The sequence below is a fragment of the Paenibacillus litoralis genome, assembly GCF_046244365.1.
Lineage (GTDB): Bacteria > Bacillota > Bacilli > Paenibacillales > NBRC-103111 > Paenibacillus_V.
Genome location: NZ_CP176395.1, coordinates 3,897,348 through 3,912,688, shown reverse-complemented (window position 1 = coordinate 3,912,688; position 15,341 = coordinate 3,897,348). Strand labels below are relative to the sequence as shown.

15 protein-coding genes are annotated in these 15,341 nt (G+C 52.3%); 2 read left to right on the top strand and 13 right to left on the bottom strand.

From position 1 onward, the window contains the following. Positions 1 to 228: 228 nt before the first annotated feature. The 10 genes from rpsA to ACKGJP_RS15820 all read right to left on the bottom strand — a co-directional run bounded on the left by rpsA (position 229) and on the right by ACKGJP_RS15820 (position 8,673). Complete coding sequence (rpsA, locus tag ACKGJP_RS15865; RefSeq protein ID WP_409346587.1) at positions 229 to 1,542, bottom strand: 30S ribosomal protein S1; 1,314 nt, start codon at positions 1,540 to 1,542, stop codon at positions 229 to 231. A gap of 109 nt (positions 1,543 to 1,651) precedes the next feature. Beyond that, positions 1,652 to 2,242, bottom strand: coding sequence for a lysophospholipid acyltransferase family protein (locus tag ACKGJP_RS15860; RefSeq protein WP_409346586.1), 591 nt, complete (start codon positions 2,240 to 2,242; stop codon positions 1,652 to 1,654). A 3-nt stretch (positions 2,243 to 2,245) separates the two neighbouring features. Further along, positions 2,246 to 2,920 (bottom strand): (d)CMP kinase, encoded by a 675-nt coding sequence (gene cmk, locus ACKGJP_RS15855; RefSeq protein ID WP_409346585.1) that lies wholly within the window; start codon positions 2,918 to 2,920, stop codon positions 2,246 to 2,248. Positions 2,921 to 3,118: 198 nt separating this feature from the next. Continuing rightward, the gene (locus ACKGJP_RS15850) at positions 3,119 to 3,322 is read right to left on the bottom strand and encodes a hypothetical protein (protein ID WP_409346584.1); all 204 of its coding nucleotides are present in this window, start codon (positions 3,320 to 3,322) and stop codon (positions 3,119 to 3,121) included. Between the two features lie 79 nt (positions 3,323 to 3,401). Further along, positions 3,402 to 4,052: a flagellar brake protein gene (locus ACKGJP_RS15845; RefSeq protein ID WP_409346583.1), complete on the bottom strand. Its 651-nt coding sequence runs from the start codon at positions 4,050 to 4,052 to the stop codon at positions 3,402 to 3,404. A gap of 207 nt (positions 4,053 to 4,259) precedes the next feature. Beyond that, positions 4,260 to 5,609 carry a germination protein YpeB gene (ypeB, locus tag ACKGJP_RS15840; protein ID WP_409346582.1) on the bottom strand — a complete coding sequence of 450 codons (1,350 nt, stop codon included), beginning with the start codon at positions 5,607 to 5,609 and terminating at the stop codon, positions 4,260 to 4,262. Positions 5,610 to 5,948: 339 nt separating this feature from the next. Continuing rightward, positions 5,949 to 6,107, bottom strand: a complete 159-nt coding sequence (locus ACKGJP_RS15835; RefSeq protein ID WP_409346581.1) for a hypothetical protein — start codon at positions 6,105 to 6,107, stop codon at positions 5,949 to 5,951. 50 nt (positions 6,108 to 6,157) lie between these two features. After that, complete coding sequence (gene prsW, locus ACKGJP_RS15830) at positions 6,158 to 6,850, bottom strand: glutamic-type intramembrane protease PrsW (protein WP_409346580.1); 693 nt, start codon at positions 6,848 to 6,850, stop codon at positions 6,158 to 6,160. 376 nt (positions 6,851 to 7,226) lie between these two features. Continuing rightward, entirely contained in the window at positions 7,227 to 7,841 is a 615-nt protein-coding gene (locus tag ACKGJP_RS15825; RefSeq protein ID WP_409346579.1) for a genetic competence negative regulator, read from the bottom strand. 412 nt (positions 7,842 to 8,253) lie between these two features. Then, positions 8,254 to 8,673, bottom strand: coding sequence for a hypothetical protein (locus ACKGJP_RS15820; RefSeq protein ID WP_409346578.1), 420 nt, complete (start codon positions 8,671 to 8,673; stop codon positions 8,254 to 8,256). A 190-nt stretch (positions 8,674 to 8,863) separates the two neighbouring features. Between ACKGJP_RS15820 and ACKGJP_RS15815 the strand changes: the two genes are divergently transcribed. Then, positions 8,864 to 9,730 (top strand): polysaccharide deacetylase family protein, encoded by an 867-nt coding sequence (locus ACKGJP_RS15815; RefSeq protein ID WP_409346577.1) that lies wholly within the window; start codon positions 8,864 to 8,866, stop codon positions 9,728 to 9,730. Here the strand turns inward: ACKGJP_RS15815 and ACKGJP_RS15810 are convergent. Beyond that, on the bottom strand, positions 9,691 to 10,602 hold the full coding sequence (locus ACKGJP_RS15810; RefSeq protein ID WP_409346576.1) for a LysR family transcriptional regulator: 912 nt from the start codon (positions 10,600 to 10,602) through the stop codon (positions 9,691 to 9,693). The genes ACKGJP_RS15815 and ACKGJP_RS15810 overlap by 40 nt on opposite strands. Before the next feature lie 117 nt (positions 10,603 to 10,719). On the opposite strand from ACKGJP_RS15810, the gene dapA reads away from it, so the two are divergent. Next, positions 10,720 to 11,595, top strand: a complete 876-nt coding sequence (gene dapA / locus ACKGJP_RS15805; RefSeq protein ID WP_409346575.1) for a 4-hydroxy-tetrahydrodipicolinate synthase — start codon at positions 10,720 to 10,722, stop codon at positions 11,593 to 11,595. 66 nt (positions 11,596 to 11,661) lie between these two features. On the opposite strand, the gene ACKGJP_RS15800 is transcribed toward dapA, so the two are convergent. Both ACKGJP_RS15800 and ACKGJP_RS15795 read right to left on the bottom strand, forming a co-directional pair. Further along, on the bottom strand, positions 11,662 to 13,968 hold the full coding sequence (locus ACKGJP_RS15800) for a thiamine pyrophosphate-dependent enzyme (RefSeq protein WP_409346574.1): 2,307 nt from the start codon (positions 13,966 to 13,968) through the stop codon (positions 11,662 to 11,664). Positions 13,969 to 13,992: 24 nt separating this feature from the next. Next, positions 13,993 to 15,003 carry a 2-oxoacid:acceptor oxidoreductase family protein gene (locus ACKGJP_RS15795; RefSeq protein ID WP_409346573.1) on the bottom strand — a complete coding sequence of 337 codons (1,011 nt, stop codon included), beginning with the start codon at positions 15,001 to 15,003 and terminating at the stop codon, positions 13,993 to 13,995. Between the last annotated feature and the right edge of the window lie 338 nt (positions 15,004 to 15,341).

Sequence of the window (15,341 nt, the reverse complement as noted above, 5' to 3'; positions counted from 1 at the left end):
ATACATGGAAAGGGAACCCCAGTATCTTTCGCATAGTATGATTCAGGCGCTGTCCGAACATGCACGTTGCACAACTGTCAAATGATCCGCGTTACGCAAATCCAACGGCAAGGATAAACGGCTTCGCCGTCCTTTGACGGCGCGTTTACCGAGAAGTCGAACTGAGACTTAAATAAAGACGGCGGGCCGCTTGGCCCGCCGTCTTCCTATGTTCGCATTCCTGATCGATCACTTGAATTTGCTCAGTTTGTCGCCAAAGCGCTCGCCAAGAGTCAGGTTCAAGCTTTGGTTCATTTTCTCGGCGTACTCGACAGCTTCTCTGTCTTCTTTGGACTGACGGTTTCCGCGTGGTCCGCGATCGCCGCGGTCTCCACGTTCGCTGCGTTCCGGTTTCGGCGCAGCTGCCGGAGCCTCTTCCGTTTCTTTGATGCTCAGGCTAATCCGCTTCTCGTCCGGATTCAGGTCGAGAATCTTCACTTGAACCTCTTGACCATCCTTCAGCACCTCATGAGGTGTTCCGATATGACGGTGAGCGATTTGCGAAATGTGGACAAGTCCTTCCACGCCAGGAGCCACTTCGACGAAAGCGCCGAAGCTAACCAGACGCTTCACGGTACCGGTTACGATCGCCCCGATCTCGAACTCGCTTCCGAGACTTTGCCAAGGACCTGGCTGAGTAGCTCTGATGCTCAAGCTGATCCGCTCGTTCTGAGGGTCGAGCTTCAGAATGTGAACGCGAACTTTGTCGCCTTCCTTCACAACGTCAGACGGTTTTTCGACATGATGCCAAGCCATCTCCGAAATATGAACGAGACCGTCGATTCCGCCGATATCGATGAAAGCGCCGAATTGCGTAAGACGCTGAACGGTTCCGTCCAGTTCTTGCCCGACGGACAGCCCGGAGATAATCGTTTTCTTGTTGGCTTCGAACTCTTCGTCCAGTACATCTTTTTGCGAGAGAATGACTTTGTTCTTCTCTTTATCGAGTTCCTTGACGCGCAAGCGCAAAGTGCGTCCTTTGTAGTCGCTGAAATCTTCTACAAAATGACGTTCTACCATCGAAGCCGGGATAAATCCGCGCAGACCGATGTCCACGACGAGTCCGCCTTTGACCACGTCGGCAACCGTTGCCTCGATGATCTCTTTGCTGTCCAGCTTTTGTTGAAGATCGTCCCAAGCTTTCTCGCTGTCGATGACACGTTTGGACAAAAGCAGCTTTTCTTTGCCGTCGTCTATCGAAAGCACCTTCAGTTCGACATCTTGGCCGATCTGAACGGCGTCAGCAGCGTTGTTCAACTGCAGGGAGGAAAGCTCACGAATCGGAATGATGCCGTCATATTTATAGCCGATATCAACATAGGCTTGATCGTTGTCGACTTTGACGATCTTTCCTTTCACGGTAGTACCTTTTTTAATCGTCATGACGTTCGTCATGTCGGCGCTGCTGTCCGCGGCTTCTGGAGCTGCGGTTTCGTTTACCGTTTCCGCTTGCGCGGCTTCCGGTTGCACTTCGTTTTCGGGTGTTTTCATTTCTTCAGACATGTTTGATTACCTCCTCGTTTAGAAGACCCAAACCACTGTAAAGATAATGGGCAGGATTAACAATATATGTTGTAGTATAATTCCAAGATACCATTTCCATTCACGGCAATCAATTTCTAGCCGTTTTTTTGTAAGCTTCCGCTTGCGAGCGAATCGTCTTCATGATTTTATCCGTAGCGGCTTCCAATTGCTCGGAAGTTCCTTCTGCGAATTCGCTCAGGTCGACAGGAGGACCATAAATAACCGTCATTCTGCGGAAAAGCTTGTATTCGCCTACGATCGAAACCGGAATGACCGTTGCGCCTGTCCGGATCGCAAACATCGCAGCGCCTTTCTTGCCTTCTCCGCTCGGATTTTTACGGGTGCCTTCCGGGAAAATCCCCATTACGCGACCGTCTCGAAGAATCTGCAGGGTAAGCTTGATGGTCTCCTTGCCGACGCCCCCTCGTTTGACGGGGAAAGCACCTACTCGTGGAATAAGCCAACCGAGTATCGGCATGTCGAACAGCTCAGCTTTGGCCATGTAGTGAACTTCCCGGTTAAGCGGCGTGCCGACGATAGGCGGATCGAACGTACTGATATGGTTTGCGCACAGGATTACCGCTCCCTGCTTCGGAACGTGATGTGTCCCGACGGCTTTCAGCCGGTAAAACACCGCAAACAGTATGCGCAGCAGCCTCCGACATATGCGATATAACATAGCCTATGCCCCTCCGCTTACTTTAGCTCTGCAAAGCTCCAGCACTTTACCCACGACATCCTGCAAGGGCATGTTCGAGCTGTCGAGCAGCACGGCATCTTGAGCCTGCAAGAGCGGCGAAACGTCACGCTCGGAGTCCAGCTTATCGCGTCTTGCGATTTCCTGCTCCAGCTGTTCGAGCGTAATGGCTGGCTTGTCCATTTCCTTGTATCTGCGCTCCGCGCGTTCCCGCGCGCTCGCGGTCAAGAAAATTTTCACTTCGGCATCAGGCAGCACCTGCGTGCCGATATCGCGGCCGTCCATGACAACCCCTTTGGATGCGGCCATCGCTTTTTGCTTGGATACAAGCAGTTCGCGAACTTCCGCAATTTGAGCGACCAACGATACGTTAGCGTTAATCGCAGCCGATCGAATCCGATCGGTGACATCTTCCCCATCGACTAGCACCTGTTGTCCGGTTGCACCGGGCCTGAGCACGATGTCCATCGCTCGCGCCGTTTCGATAACCTTAGCGGTATCGCTCGGCTCAATGTTTTGCTCCAGCACCTTCCAGGTCACCGCCCGGTACATGGCGCCGGTGTCGATATACACGAATCCCAGTTCGTTCGCGACAAGCCGGGCAACCGTGCTTTTTCCGGCTCCCGCCGGACCGTCGAGGGCGATGTTGAATTTGTTCAAATGCTGCCCCTCCCAGAATGATGGAATGCCGCAGGCATGGAAGCGAAACGGAGATCTTCTTCCACATGAAGACGATACGTTCGCTCGCGGCAATCGAACTTTTCAAGTCATGAACGTGGTAAAAAAAGCAGGCGACGCCTGCGAACGAAGAAAATTATAACACATCTACTCGGCGATTTGCAAAGAAGGCTTGCGGATTCAACGATTCGAACCGCCTTCATAATGAACGCCTTCCAGCGCGTCGACCTGGGTCACCCATTCTCTTACCGCGCTATGCTGCAGGAGAGCTTGCGAGACGATGACGCCGGCGATCAGCGCATAAACGACATAGACGATTATTTTTTCGACCTTATCCGAAAATCGAATAAAGTCGTTTTCGTAGGCGAATGGTTTCTTCTTCATCGATGCGTCTCCGTTCGTTAAGGAATCTGGCCGGTAACCGGACGTAGTATTCCCTAACGGGGCTTCTTTCATTCCGCTATCATTTCCGCAAATCAAGCTGTCTTTCGAAGCAATAACGGATGATCTGCTGCCGGTCGCGATCGGAAATTTCGGAGAATCGCAGCATAACGAGCTGTTTGCCCGTTTCCATCTGGATAACCCTTACCACTTCGCCCTTAAAAGGCAAATGATCGAGCTTGCCGTTCTTATACTGAACGAGCAGCCAGCAGCTCGCTTGCATATTACTCTCGACAGGGATATTCCCGTCGCAAATGAAAGAGACACCCCCGCCGCCGACGTCCTCCGTACCCGCGACAAACTGGAGCTGATCCGAGAACTTGATGGCGATTTCAAGATCGGCCGGCACGCGCAAAAAGCTGCGGCGCTGCACTTTCGTGATCGCTTCGGGTTCCGGAGTCCGGATCAGAACGAGTCGAATGATTTCTTCGCGAAAGCCTAAAACCGTCGTTGTAAAATAGTTTTTGACGCCCCCGTCGCTCAAAAAATAAACCGACAGCTCGTCTCCGGCATAAAGCCGCTTAAGTCTTCCCGATTGGACGTTGATCGGCACTTCCATCGTTATGTATGAATCGCTCACCTCTGCGATACGTGATTTGAGCTCTTGCTGCGCTTCATCTTCATCGATGGAATTGACTTGAAGATAAAGCAGCTGATTCACTTTTGGCAGCAAAAAAAGAGCACCTCCCCTTTCATCTAGTTCGATTATACCACGACGCTCCGTTTGTGAAAGCCCATAATCCGCCAAAAGTCGACAGAAGTTCCTTCCTTAAAACCCGATAACGCCATGATATTCGAGGAGTTCGTCTAGGCGCACAAAAAAAGAACGCCAATCCTATAGCTTGACCGCTAAGGATTGACGATCTTCTGTGAGCCGCCGTTATGCGCCCGCTTGCTTAGCGGCCTGCGGAATGGACTCGATTTTCTCTTCCATACCGGTATCGGCGTTCAAATAAATATTGTAATCCGCCCCGTTCAGCTTGCCCGTAAATTGGTGGCAGAGCACTTCCTCGTTCATATCGTTCAAAATCAGTGCCATAACATGAGACTCTATGGCCAGGCTCGGATTCAGCTGTTTTTTGGCTTGCTCTTCCGTCAGCTTGGCGCCGTCAAGCTTGCGCTCCTTATGCTGAAGGACGTAATCCGTTCCTTGAAACGCCGTGACCTCGCCGTTATCAAGCGCAACCTTGACGGTTAGCTTATCCGGATAAAGGATAACGTCGTTCTGCTTGCCCGCAAACGTCAAATTCGCCACATTCTCGTATTCGTCGGCGCTTACGATCGTCATGCCGTCATAACCGTTCTTGTCGAGGAATTCGAGCGCCGCGTCGCGCGCCCCGCGTATATCGAGCGTCTTGTTTTTAACGTCGCGCGTCGACATGAAGAAAAGAAGCTTGCCGCCTTTTTTCGCATAATCGAGGTAAACGTCTTCGCCGCTTCCCGGACGCTTGCCCGTCACGCTGAATGTGTTCGTTTCGGTGCCCGCCCCGTTTTCCGTTACGGTCAACGGCGTGCCGTCGCCAAGAAACTGAGCCGCCTTATCCTTGATCTCGTCGGCCGTTACGTCATTGCCGGAAAGCATGGAGAAATTCCGCTTCTGATTCATGCTGGCCAGCGTCGGTCCCCAATCGACATCCGAGTACTCGCCGACCTTTTTGTCCACCAGCTGGAAGCCGTCCACAATGACGTTATCCATCTTTTTGCTTTCCGAAGCGATCGCTACCTCCACATCCATCCAGCGCAAATTTTTGGCGAGAACCTCCGATTGGACCGAGCGCAGCTCGTTCTTGATTTCTTTGGAGCGCTCATGCAGGGTGGATAGTGTTTTGATTTCCTCCTGGGACAGCGGCTGTTTGGACAAGTCGCGAACCGCGGTCGCATAAGTAAACTTCGCGATATTGTCAAGGAACTCCTCGGTCTTGCTAAAAGGCAAGAGCGTCAGCGGCAGCTGGCTGATTTCATTTTGCGCCTGACTCGTCAACCTCCATACGTTAATCAGCCCTTTCCGGTACATGTCGTTGGATGTCGTGTTGAGCGCCATCGTGTTGCCAAGCTCTGAGTTAAGCTTTTCCATATGGTAAGACAAATCGTGAAAGGAGCGCTGATATTGGTTTTCCGCTTTGATCAGAATCGCATTCTTCTCTTGATTCTCCTGATAACCCCATACCGCTGCCCCCACAAGGCCAAGCGCACAAACAGGAAACAGCACCGCACTCAATCGTTTGTACATGGAAACGTTCCCCTTTCAAACCAATGTTGGTAATAGCTTTCGTTGATTGGCAAACGATTATGCAACCATTCCCCACAAAGTGAAGCGATGCGTTGCAGCTAATTCCGAGTACTTTGCGGGGAGCCCCGAATTACAACCCCCACAAAGTGAAGCGAAACGTTGCAGCTTATTCCGATTACTTTGCGGGGAGCCCCGAATTACAACCCCCACAAAGTGAAGCGAAGCGTTGAACGCAAAAAAGAGGCCCGTTTGGGAGCCTCTTTGGGTTATGGATCCGTATTAGCCGAATTCGGCCGATAATGGCGATCGAAGGAACCGACTTCAAGGCATAGCCTTCAGTCAGTAGTCCTGAACTTCAACATCGAAATCATGCTCATTGCTGCAAATGCACTGGCGGAATCCGGTATCCACCTTCCCTTTGTCTCTGCGGCCTTTCAAAATGAACCGTTCCCCGCAGTGCATGCAGCGAATTCTCACTTTTACCCGATTGGCTGTCATGGGCGCCTCCTATCGAACTAACGGCTGTACCCCCATTATTGACAAACGGATCAAATTTTAATCTCGTCTTCCCGCCTCACGACGCGAAAAGGCGATCTTGCATTCGCATGCTTGACCTTCCATAGCCCTCTGATCCAAAGAAATATCATAAGCGGCAGGATAAGCCACATCCAATTCGATTTGGACATCAAAATAATATAATCGAACATGCCGTGGTAAAAAATAGGCAGCGCAAGCGAAAACAACAAATGCTTCTTCTCGCTGGTCGGTTGAAATTTCGCTCTCCCCAAATGATATCCCATCATGACCCCGAACAGCGCATGCCCGGAAACCGGTAAAAGAGCCCTCATCAATAAGCTTGAGAACGTCGTAAAGTTGAGCAGCGAGTAGATCACGTTCTCGATCGTCGCGAAACCCAGCGATACGGCGACAGCGTATACGATTCCGTCATACGGCTCATCAAATTCCACGTGCTTATATATGACATAATAGACAACAAACCATTTGAGCAGTTCCTCGATTCCCGATGAGAACAGGAACGAAAAAACGAACGGATTCTCGCCGAAGCCAAGCACAAGCGCCCTCTGGAGCATCATGATCGGGAAAACTAGCAGTGCTCCAAACAGGAAGACGCGAATCACCATTCCGATCGGCTCCGATTCGTAGCGGTCCTTCAAATAAAAATACGATAAAAGCGCTACTCCGGGTGCAATCGCTGCCGTCAGCACAGATAGCGTCATCATGCTGCTTCCCCCCTCTCCATCGCATGCGCACCGTGAATATGGCATTGCCCCCATCCTAAAACGGGCTGCATCCCTCATATTCCGCTCGCCTACTTATGACGGCTTGGCGCATATCGACTTTACGGCTCTGATGAACATTATAGACACTTTCGAACGCTTTTTCCACGACTTCCTTCAATTTGGCATGAACTTCGTCTTCCGCCCGGCAATCGCCTTGATTGTTCCGTACTACTAGCTATCGCCGCATGTTCTATTCAGTCAAAAAAGCATCCGGCGAACGCAAGGTTGCCTGACGCTTGTTTAGTGCCTCATTTATACCTATCCTACTGGAGGAATGATTGCGAATCGGTATCGGGTACCCCTGACGCCTATCCTATTATTTAAAATGTTCACAAAGAACATGAATCGCGTTCTCGGATATGACCGTTTTGCCGTATTCCTCGAGAACGGCTCTTGTGACCGAAGTCGCTTCTCCGAACTCGGACAGAACGGCAATGATCGCCTGGTAACGGCTGTCCTTCTCGTCGATGTCTTGAGGCTCCAGCTGCAAAATCCATTTCCCTTGATAGGAAAACAAGATTCCTCCGTTGTCGTTCTCGACGATCGGCAAAATGACCTTCGCCATGCGAAGCAAGTCCTCAAATTCGTGAAAGGCGTAGGAGATCAGCTCGCTGTGCTCAAGCGTCACTTCCATTTCATAAACTTCTTCGTCCTCGTCGTCCGTTTCCTCGCTCGCGCGATTTCCGTCGGACTTTCCTTTGGTAACGATTACGACCATTCCTTGCGCCGGAAGCGCGAACACTTCGACCGCCAAAGGCCCTGTCGCGTCAAACCCTAGTTCGGAATATGCTTGTTCCATCATTTCACTGAACAGCTCGTGGACTTTCGGAATTTCTCTCCACATATCTTCTTTCTGAATGCCGCGTTCCGTCAAATCGTCAAAGGTAAGGAAAATCCTTATTTTATCTGGGCTTAAGCGTTCTATTTTCATACAGGATCCTCCCTCTTGCAGGCGGCGGTTCGCAAAACCGCATATAATATACAGAATATGATGCCGCAACCGAAAGGTGCCGTATATGCATGTACTCTGCCTATCAATTATTATACCATGTTATCACTATTTTTGGCCAAATACCAATTTCATTCATAGTCAAAAAATCCGTTCGGCAGCAGGATTCATCCTCTTTTATTCGGCCTCGTCACCTTCGAAAACGGGCGATTGCCCGAAGAGGCCCTTATTAAGAAATATAAAGAAAAACCGCAAATATCCCTCATGCAAATAAAAAAAGCAGCACCGGCAAAAGCCGCGCCGCTCCAGCGCTTAACCTTCTGCTCGGTACTGCTTTTTGGGACGTGCAACAAATCGCTTCGCTTCGAATGAAGGCGACTTTTTTCATGAGCCGTTAATGGCTGTTGAATGCCGAATGCGTCTCATTCTCGGATAAGATTTGCGAAACATGCTTTTTGAGTTCGAGATCCTTGTCCACGATTTCTTTGACTTGATTCAAGATCCCTTTCTCATCGGCATGCGTATCCGATTTTGCCACCGTTTGGGCGTGCGATTGTACGTGCTCATGTCCCGCGCCCGCAGCATGGCTGGAGCCGTGCTTGATAGGCGTCGCTTGTCCGTTTTCCGCATCCGAGCTCCATTTGCGCGAATCGCGGTTACCGGCTAACCAATTGTTTTTGTTTAACATTTGGCCCACGGATTCACCCGCAGAGCTTAAACCGGCCATCATCCACTTGCTGCGGTTGTTTCGGCTCAACATGACGGCCGCGGCCGCCCCTACAAGTCCGCCAAGCATAAAGGCACCAATTTTCACTGCGTACTCCTCCTTATGTTCGTTGTTTAAGGCGCACTTCTAGTTTTCGCCGCCGGGAGGGATCTATGCCGACAAAATAAAGGGTGCCATGGAAGCGAACCGGCAACCTTGTGGTACAATACAAGAACACAGCCCTATCCATAAACCGGCAGATCCCTTCACCAAGGGTATGTGCGCAAAGGAGATACCGATGAACCGTTTGACATTAGCAGCAGTCGTCTCGCTTGCTTTGTTTACAGCCTCCTGCCAAAACGGAGCCGATGTTCCTTCCTCTTCGGGTCAGGATGCCGTTTCCTCTCCATCCGCTTCCGCAACCCCGGCGGCTCCGTCGCCGACAGCAGCCGTCAGTGCGCAGCCATCCGCTTCGGCAAGCGCGACTCCGATGCCGGAACCCGCGAAGCCGGCCGAGCAAACGATCGCCAAAACGTACCGGATGAACAAAAATTACGATATTGTGCCGATCGATCCTAACGTTTCGAATAAGAAGGTTGTTCTGCTCACCTTTGACGATGGACCTAAAGAAAAGGGAATGATCGACGGCTTGATCGACACGCTTGACAAGCATAAGGCCAAAGCGATTTTTTTCGTAAACGGCTATCGGGTTAAGCAGCATCCGGAGCTGCTGAAGCTCATTCACGACCGCGGCCAGATTATCGGCAACCATTCCTGGGACCATATCGATCTGAAGAAGGAATCGAATGCTTCCATCGATAAACAGCTGGGGGACGTACAGACGATCGTAAAAGATACGCTCGGCTTCGCGCCGCAATTTTTCCGGCCGCCGTTCGGCTCCTCTAATGAGTACGTCAAAGAAAAAGCGAAAGCCGAGCACATGCTGTTCATGACTTGGTCGAACGGTTCGCTCGATTGGGAGGAAAAAGAAACGAAAAAAACACCCGAGCTGGTCATTCAAAAAGTGCTCGACCAGCTTCATGCAGGCAGCAATATTCTCATGCACGAGCTTCCCTGGACCGTTCAAGCGCTAGACGGTCTCTTGACCGAGCTGGAGGAGAAGGGCTACGGCTTTGTCGATCCGCGAGCGATCGAGATCGAATGATCGGAACCCGTAAGCAGCGTCAACAATAATTGCAGCGGCCGGTTCATCCACTTTTTGGGATGGATCAGCAGTTGGATATCCACACGGAGATCGGGGTGAACAAGCGGCAGAGCCTTCAGCCTGCCGTTCTTCGCTTCCTCCGCAGCCGCGATTTGCGGTAGCAATCCGACCCCTAGCCCGTTAATAACGCATTGCTTGATCGCCTCAAGGCTCCCCAGCTCGAATCCGATTCGGTAAGGCACCTGCCGCTCCTTTAAAGCTCGTTCAAAATATCCTCGGTACACGCAGCTTTCCTCGGACACGATCAGCTCCGTTCCCTCTAGATCTGCCGGCTCTATTCTATCAAGTTGCGCCAAAGGATGGTCAGTCGGCACGACGATAACAAGCGGCTCTTCTCTTACCGGTAAGCAGCGCAGTGCGGAATCGGCAGGCCCCCGCTCCAGCAGCAGTCCTACATCCGCATCCCCCTCCTTTACTTTCTTTATTAACACATCCTCTCTTTCCGGCTGAAGCTGCACGTTAAGCTCCGGACACAATCGCCTAAGCTGCTGCAGGTAGGGTGGTAGGTAGTATGCCGCTAGCGAATCGATCGTACCGATCAGCAGCGTACCTGACGCTTGATTCCCTACGGTTTCGAGCGAAATTTCATAAGATTCCAGCATTTGGGATGCAAGCTTGAGCAAAATCTCCCCTGGCGGCGTCAATCGCAAGGTGCGGCCGCATCTTTCGAACAACGGAACGCCATAATGCTTTTCCAGCTTCTGAATTTGCGTCGTCACGCTCGATTGGGCGTAGCCTAGCGATTCAGCCGCTCTCGTCATGCTTTGGCGTCTCGCTACTTCGCGAAAAGACCGGTAGTAATCCAATTCCAAAACGGCCGCCTCCCTATTTATCAATATTTTCGATGGTGGTTATCAAACATTATAGATAACTTCGATGATTATAGCCATGGTATAGTAGTAGCAATTCCAAACCGGAGGTTGTTGCATATGCTGACCGCAGAACAATTACGAGGAATATACGTCCCGATTGTCACTCCCTTTCATGCAGACGGCAAAATCGATTGGACTTCCTTCCATAACCTTGCCGAGCAAGTCACCGCAAGCGGAATAAACGGCCTCGTCGTGAATGGAACGACCGGAGAGTGTCCGACGGTTAGCGGAGATGAAGCGGCGGCTCTCATCCGGGCAGCCAAAGCGGCGGTCTCCCCCAAAGGGATCCCTGTCATAGCCGGAACCGGTAGCAACGACACGGCGGACGCGGTAAAGAAGACGGAGCAAGCGGCAAGCCAAGGCGCCGATGCGGCATTAGCCGTCGTCCCTTATTACAACAAGCCCTCCCAGGAAGGTATTGTCGAGCACTTTCGCAGGATAGCCGCCGTCGGTTTACCGGTCATCGCTTACGACATTCCTCATCGCACAGGTGTCGGCTTGACGTTGGAATCCGCGCGAACGATTATGGAAATGGATGGCGTCATCGGGTTAAAAGACAGCTCCGGCAGTCTTCAAATGGTATCGGAGCTCTCGCTCGTCTCTCCGAAACCGGTGCTGTGCGGGGACGATGCCTGCTTCTTCGCATCGCTGTGCTGCGGCGCTCAAGGCGGAATGCTTGCTTCCGCGAATGTGAGAACCGAGCGTTTCGTCCGCGTATATGAACTCTTCCGCGCGAATCGCATCCAAGAGGCGAAGCTAGCTTTCGAGGCGCTTCTGCCTTTAATCCGCCTTCTGTTCCAAGAGCCGAATCCCGCTCCTCTGAAATGGCTGCTATCGCAACAGGGCATCATTGAGTCGGAGACCCTTCGCCTACCGATGACCCCGATCAGCCGGAGTCTGGCAGCGGAGCTGGCGGTTATTCCGAAAAGCTAGGCACGTAAAAGAGGCTGTGAGCCAAAGCGGATTCCCCGCTTCGGACACAGCCTCTTTTAGCGTATCTTACAAATACTCGTTTTCGTGACGAGCCTTCAGCCGCACCCAGCGACGTTCCACTTCGTCCTCGAAGCTTTTGAGCGATTCGGCGTATTCCGGCTTCACCATATGCTTCGTTTTGCCCATCGTTTTGAGCCACTCGGCAACCGGCACGCGCTTGCCCTTGTCCTCCGGATTGAACGTAATCGACGTTACGCCGCGTTCAATTTCATAGAGCGGGAAGAAGCAGGAGTCTACAGCATAATTGATGATCGACGTGCCCTCCTTCTCCTCCGACAGCCAGTTGAGCGGGCAAGTGATCAGGATTTTGCCGTAAACGAGCCCCTCGTTCTGCGCATACCATTGCGCTTTAGCAGCCTTCTTCACAAGATCCATCGGGTAAGCCTCGGAGCCCGTGAATACATAAGGGATGTTCGTCGCCGCCATAATTTGCGCGGTGTCTTTATGGTGGAACAACTTGCCGCCTTGATGCTTGCCGACGTTGGAGGTCGACGTGCGGTGACCGAGCGGCGTCGAATACGAAAGCTGCGCTCCCGTGTTCATGTATCCTTCGTTATCGTATTCGAGAATGATCATTTTATGGTTCCGCAGCGCGGCGCCGATTGCCGGTCCCATACCGATGTCCATGCCGCCGTCGCCCGTGATCATGACGAACGTGAAATCGTCCTTCAAGTTCAGATGATCGAGCTCGCCGCGGCGCTTGCGTTCCCAGAACATTTCTACGACGCCGGACAGCGTTGCCGCACCGTTCTGGAACAGGTTGTGGATGTAAGTCGCCTTGTGCGCGCTGTACGGGTACCCCGTCGTGACGACCATCGCGCAGCCCGTATGGAAGAGCGATACGATATCCCCTTCGATTCCCTTGAAGAACAGCTCGAGTCCGGAGAAAATGCCGCAGCCCGGACAAGCGCCGTGACCTGGAGCAATCCGCTTCGGCTTCTTGGTCAGCGAACGGAGCGGCGGAATTTTGACATTCAGCTTGCCGCTTGTTTCGTCAGGCGTAACCGTAATCAGGCCTGTTTTCAAATCCTCGAACTTCATCGGGTTCAGCACCCGTTTAGGCGCCTTGGAAGGATCCCCCGGCGTATGGCCGTGATAGTCGAAAGGCGTTTCGACCTTCCCCGCTTTAATCGCGTCCAGCGCATACTGGAACATGGCATGACCGTCTTCGGCGTAGAAATCTTTGCCGCCCAAGCCGTAAATACGGCTGACAACCATCGTATCCTTATTGCCGTGCGTAAACAATGCCGCTTTGATTTCGTTCGTCATGTTACCGCCGTATGCGCCGAACGAATCGGAACGGTCGCCTACCGTAACGGCTTTGACGTTGCGGAGCGCCTCGGCAATCTGCTTCTGCGGGAACGGACGAATCATGTTCGGCGCGATCGAGCCTGCCTTAATGCCCTGCTCGCGGAGCTGATCGACGACATCCTTGATGATTTCCGAGGAGGAGTTCATCAGGAAGACGGCAACCTCCGCGTCATCCATCCGGTACAGGTCAAGAATCGGATAGTCGCGTCCGGTCAGCTCCTTGTATTCCTCCCGGATGCGGTCAAACACCTTCTCCGCGTTATACATGGCGACAGACTGCTGATAGCAGTTGTTGATATAGTCCGGCTCGTTCATGTACGGTCCGACGGTGATCGGATTGTTCCGGTCGAGCACGTCCGGGTAGCCGCCCGGCGGCTTCTCGCCGACGAATGCATGCACATCCGCCCGGTGGGCGAACGTTTGCACCCTGCGCTTCTGATGGGACGTGAAGTAACCGTCGGAAGCAACCATTACCGGCAGGCGAACCTCCGGGTCTTCCGCCAATTTAATCGCCATGATATTCATGTCGTAGACGGCTTGGGGATCGCGGCACATAAGAATTGGCCAACCCGTGTTCAGCGCGTAATACAAGTCCGAATGGTCGCCGTGAATGTTGAGAGGACCGGAAACCGAACGGCAAACGAGATTCAGCACCATCGGGAACCGCGTTCCGGACTGCACCGGCATTTGCTCCAGCATGTACAAATAGCCGTTCGCGCTTGTCGCGTTGAAAACCCGCCCGCCGGCCGTCGATGCGCCGTAGCACACCCCTGCCGAGCCGTGTTCGCCGTCGGCCGGAATCAGCACGACGTCATGCTGCCCGCTCGTCTTCATCAGATCCAGAAACTGCGCCACTTCCGTAGAAGGCGATATCGGGAAATAACCCATGATATGATAATTGATTTGATGCGCGGCATAGGCTGCCATCTCGTTGCCGGACTCATACACCATGCGCTGCTCGACTTTCCCTTGACCGAGCTCGCGTTTGATTTCGATAGCCATCGAATTCACACCCTTCTCTAGTGATTAAGAATTCACTGCCAAATCAAACTTGTGCGGCACTCGGTTCGCTTCGCCGTAGCCATCCGTTTCCCTTGCGCTATCCAGCGCTTCGGTCGGACAAGCGGCAACGCATTTCAAACAGCCCTTGCAATATTGGTAATCGATCCCCTGCAGAAACATTTGCGGACGCCCCTTCTTGTCGGGCAGTTCTTCCCAAACGAAGCAGAAATCCGGGCAAACGTTATCGCAAGCGGCGCAATGAATACATTTATCTTCAAAATAATGCGGCATCATGCCGGAACGGGAAATGCTCAAATCCTTCAGCACGCTGTTGCCCGGATTCGAAACCATACCGCCGATCGGCTGGGTTTCGTAACCGAGTACCGGCGTATCGTGACGGACGAATGCCGGCATCGTGACGCCTTCCGGCAGCGAGAACGTCTGGAACTTCACTTCGTTGTAGCCGCGGTCGAACGTACGCAGAGCGGGATCGACGGCTTGCGGATACTTTTTCTCCAGCGACTTGCGGATAACGTCCCTCATGATTTGCGGATCCAGGAACGGACAAAGCCGGAACAATGCGCCCAGCATCGCCATGTTGACGCGATTGTTCTCCTCAAGCGAAATGCCGATCGCATCGATGACCGCAATCGTTCCTCCGACCATATGCATTTTCTCTTTTAGCTCTTCCGGCGATTTGGTCGAATTTATAAGCACGACGCTGTCTTCGTAAATTCCGCTGGTGACATTGATCGTCTTGGAAAGCGCCTCATGGAAAACACCCACGACATGAGGCCGCTCGACAGGCGACGTATCGCGAATCGGCGTCTCCATATCGCAAAACCGGATGTGCGCCTTTACCGCCGACCCCTTCTTCTCCGAACCGTATGACGAAAAGCTGACACCGTTCAACCCGACTCCGACGACGCCCGCTTCCGCAAGCATTTTACCCGCTAAGTTCGCGCCTAGACCACCGATCGATTCGAGGCGAATTTCAAAAAAACCAAGCTCGTTCTTCTTGGGCAGGATGGTCATGTTGCTCGTTCCCCTTTCTTCCCCTTCAATGAATGAAAACGTTTTTACAGACGTCCATTACCGACAGATCGAGCTTTGGCGCCTTGCCGTACAAGGCAATTTGCGGGTAATCACTGATGCAGCCTTCTCGATCATACAAGCTTGCGAACCCGTTTCCGTGGCATCCACAATTTGTTTAAAAACATTATAACAGTTGAGCATTAAAGGGGCAACAGATTTGTGACACATTTTAGACACAATTGAAAATCATTCTCAACCCTTAGTAATGACGCGGTGTTCCGCGATATTTCCATAAAAAAACAGAGGCCCTAGGCCTCTGTCACGATATATAACAGCGT